Consider the following 3,718-nt stretch of genomic DNA (forward strand, 5'->3'; position numbering starts at 1 on the left):
GTCACCATGCGACACCTCCCCCTCCCATCCTCTCAGATTAAAGGTGTTGCGACGACCGGTTGAACCCACCGCCTGATTTCGGTCATTGACGTAGTCTCTGCCACAGCCTCAAGCTGACATCGCGCGCGATAGCGCTTGCAATCTTATTTGCTGGCGAACGACAACAAACCAAAGGGAGGACGGATGGATGCCCAAGGCCAAAGGTGAGAGCGCTCTCAACCAGGAGCGCGGCAAAACAGAGAAGCTCCTCAAAAAGGTGGGATACACGGCCTTGAAGGAGGCCGGCTTAAAATCCAAGCGACCCGACCTCCCAAACCTCAAGATTGAAAAGCGAGGGAAGTAGCGCTGCCACTCGCGTACTGACCTGCCCGCAAACCTACGGAAGCAGTAGCCATTCTCTCGTTTTGAGGAGTTGCCTGCAAATTAGATTTCTCGGGGTGCGCGGTGCGCGAAGATCAGCGCTCACGAGCAAAAACTGTTTACTTTCGGTTTCAAAACTCCGGACAGCTATGCGCCTCATATCGGACCTTCAGCTCAGATTTGCGGCGGCACAAATCCGGACGTTGTCGCCATCGTGGCAGAGCGTCCACGTGCGATTTCCGGCGCTGCAAGCGGGCCTTTGGGACACGCGCCTATTCAGGCTGCCATGCAGAGACATTGAAGACTGTCCGCGACGCAGCTTGTAGTCGATGATGCCTTCAGAGTTGTGACCAACCCCCGTCGACCGGAATCTCAAGACCGGTCGTGAAGGTCGCGTCGAACGCGAGGAAGAGGACGGCCTTCGCAATCTCCTCTGAAGTGCCGAAGCGCTTCATCGGGATGATGCCGATTGTGTGCCCCTTCACGTGGGCCCGCATCTCCTCCGTGGGAAACACCTTGTCGAGGATGCCAGTGTCGATGGGACCGGGCGACACCGCATTGACGCGGATGTCCTGGGAAAGAAGCTCCACGGCAAGCACCCGGGTGAACGATCGCAGCGCAGCCTTGGCGGCTCCGTAGGTCGCCTGCCCGGGCAGTCCCTTGACGTTGGCGACAGAGGTCGTGAAGACGACTGAGCCGCCCCGATTGATCCGCGGCGCGAGCTTCTGGACCGCGAAAAACGGTCCCTTGGCGTTGAGGTTGAACATCTCGTCGTAGATGGCCTCTGTTACGCCCGCGAAAGGCGTTGGAGTGCTGAAACCGGCGTTGACGAAAAGCAGGTCGATGGTGCCCAACTCGGTCTTCACCTGAGCGGCGAGGGCGTCGATGTCGGTCAACGACCGCGCGTCGCTCGAAACCACGATGGCGTCTTTCCCAAGCTCTTTCCGTGCTGATTCAAGACCCGCCTGCGAGCGACCCGTCACCAGAACCCGCGCGCCGCCCTCGAGGAGCCTCTTCGCTGTCACAAGCCCCATGCCGCTCGTGCCGCCGATAATCGCTACTTTTTTATCTTGGTATCGTTCCATGCGTACTCTCCCTGCGACGCCAAGCGTCGTCAATATATTTTTGAACTGCTTTGTATGATAATACGGCGCAAAGACCACGGTCAAGAAAGTTTTGAACTATTTAGTACAAAACCTTTTTAGGGTCCTGTGGGCGCAAGGGTGCTTGGTTGGACAAGTCGACGCGGGAAACCTTGACGACGGCGAGCCACGCAGCTTCCTGGCTGGCGCGATCGTGGAGGTGTGGTTGTCGCTGCACCTCCATTGGGCCCGAGAACTTCCCTTGAGCCGAGGCGAAGAATTGCCCTGAAACGTCGGTTCCGAACTCTGACGCCTGGAGGTATCGATCGGCCGCGACCTCCGGCGCCTGATTCATGCCGGGAATGAGGTTCACGATCGGAATCATCAGATACCTCACCAAGAAGCCAGCGTTTCGCGCCACGTTGGTGGCGTTCGACGCACCGGGCGAGACAGCGTAGACGGCCATGCCGGAGGGTAGCCTGCGCGCCAGCGCCGCGACCCACCAAGCGATGATGAGCTTCGCGTCGGCATACGCATTGTTGGGCGAATACTTCACGTTCGGACCGTTGCGAATCAGGGCTTCAACAGCGGCGGTTCGGTTACCTTGGAAACTTTTGGCCGCGAAGGCTGGCAGGTCGGTGTACTTGAACATGGGAACGCCCCCGCGGGCAGGCTCCGCACTGGTGATAACGATCCGCGCGTCGGGGCTGAGAAGAGCGGCGCGAAGCAATCCGACAGTCAGTTGATGATGGCCTATCAGCGGAGCCTCAGAAGCCTCAATGCCGGCGGCCGTGATCACGCGCTTCTTACCTGGGACCATCCCGGCATTGAGCAGCAGGAAATCGATCGCCTGACCTTGATTGACCAGCTGGGCGAGCGCGGACTGGACGCTGGCCGGTGTGTCCAACTCCAGCTCCATCGGCGTGAAGATTGATCGTTTGGTTTCCGCAGCGAGTTTGGCGGCTGCTTCCTTGGCCCCAGCCAGGCTGCGTCCGGTGATGATGACCTCGCTCCAGCCCTCTTCGGCAAGAGAGCGGGCTGCTGCATAACCGAGCCCGGAGGTTGCGCCAGTGACGAGTACGATCGAATGTTTCATGGGCGGCTCCTTGGTGAAGGTTAAGGTCGAAGGAGTCCCCGGGTTCGGGGCCGCCTTGTCATTTTTGAACTATTCGATTATATATTGGTGTAAAGACAGTGGTCAAGGAATTTAGAACTAAATGTTTCAAAATGCTGATAGGCCTCGTGGACGCCCACGTAGCTTCGACGAGAGGGACGCGCTGGAAAAGGCGACCCGGGTATTCCGGTCGAAAGGCTACGACGGAGTGACCATTGACGACCTCGTCGCAGGCATGGGTGTGGGACGGCCAAGCCTGTATTCCGTCTTCGGGGACAAGCGGGCGATATTCCTGCGCGCCCTTCGGGCCTATGCCGAAGCGAAGGGCGCCCGCGCTGCGCAGGCGCTCTTCTCGCCGACGACCCTTCGCGATTCGCTCGCCGGCTTCCTAAGGCACGCCGTAGAAAGTGCGACGGAGGAAGGACAAGCGCCGGGGTGTCTTCTGCTGTGCGTTGCGCCGCTCGTGGACGATGCCGAGGTCCGGCAGTTCCTCAAGGACACCGTAGCTGGCGGCATGGCGCTGGTGGAACGGCGATTCTACGACGCAATCAGCACGGCAGAGGTACCGTCTGACTTTCCGGTATCCGCGCGTGCGAGCCAGGTCCTCGACCTGTCGCGCGGTCTGACGATGCGTGCGCAGATGGGCATGCCGCGCAAGATGCTGCTCAAGGACGCAGAGGAAGCGGCCGACTTGGCCCTACTGCCGAGGCGGTGAAATGCGACGACAGAAGGTTGATGTGGCGCTTCATGCCTAAGCGCACCGTCGGCGCCTTGTCACTCTTGGCGTCCTTTTAGTCCCCGGGGTCACTCGTGCCAGCGCCGAGCCGGAGCACTCTCCGGCGGACAGGGACGCCAGGGCGGTCACAGCGCCAGCGCCGCAGCGACCCGTTCCTGGAAATACTGCACTCCCCGCTCATGCCGCCCCGAGAGCGGGCCGGAGCTATAGGCCCCTGCGGCATAGTTTCGATKCGTATCGGCGCAGATGGTATAGTCCTCGCGTACCACGGCCAGGGTGCCTTGCACAGATTTCGCCCTGCTCTCGGATGCTTCAGCAGAGGTGTCGGCAAAGAAGAAATGGTAGTGCTGGTCTGTGTGATGCGGTGAGGTCGGGTTGATTCGGCTAACGTTCATGCCGCCATCGAAAAGCGACAGCGTCCAGTTC

The 3,718-nt window shown here is 60.0% G+C and carries 5 protein-coding genes; 2 read left to right on the forward strand and 3 right to left on the reverse strand.

What is annotated here, in order from left to right:
* The first annotated feature begins 187 nt into the window (after positions 1-187).
* Positions 188-343 carry a hypothetical protein gene (locus AC1DX0_RS32705; RefSeq protein ID WP_477224678.1) on the forward strand — a complete coding sequence of 52 codons (156 nt, stop codon included), beginning with the start codon at positions 188-190 and terminating at the stop codon, positions 341-343.
* 355 nt (positions 344-698) lie between these two features.
* Here AC1DX0_RS32705 and AC1DX0_RS32710 read toward each other — a convergent pair whose 3' ends face one another.
* Positions 699-1,445, reverse strand: coding sequence for an SDR family oxidoreductase (locus AC1DX0_RS32710; protein WP_477224677.1), 747 nt, complete (start codon positions 1,443-1,445; stop codon positions 699-701).
* A 100-nt stretch (positions 1,446-1,545) separates the two neighbouring features.
* Positions 1,546-2,538, reverse strand: coding sequence for an SDR family NAD(P)-dependent oxidoreductase (locus AC1DX0_RS32715; protein WP_477224676.1), 993 nt, complete (start codon positions 2,536-2,538; stop codon positions 1,546-1,548).
* A 121-nt stretch (positions 2,539-2,659) separates the two neighbouring features.
* Here AC1DX0_RS32715 and AC1DX0_RS32720 point away from each other — a divergent pair, with 121 nt between their 5' ends.
* The gene (locus tag AC1DX0_RS32720) at positions 2,660-3,271 is read left to right on the forward strand and encodes a TetR/AcrR family transcriptional regulator (RefSeq protein WP_477224675.1); all 612 of its coding nucleotides are present in this window, start codon (positions 2,660-2,662) and stop codon (positions 3,269-3,271) included.
* Positions 3,272-3,417: 146 nt separating this feature from the next.
* On the opposite strand, the gene AC1DX0_RS32725 is transcribed toward AC1DX0_RS32720, so the two are convergent.
* A partial coding sequence (locus AC1DX0_RS32725) for an SRPBCC family protein (RefSeq protein WP_477358512.1) occupies positions 3,418-3,718 on the reverse strand: 301 nt, incomplete at its 5' end.

The sequence above is a fragment of the Mesorhizobium sp. P3_A9 genome (assembly GCF_056402975.1).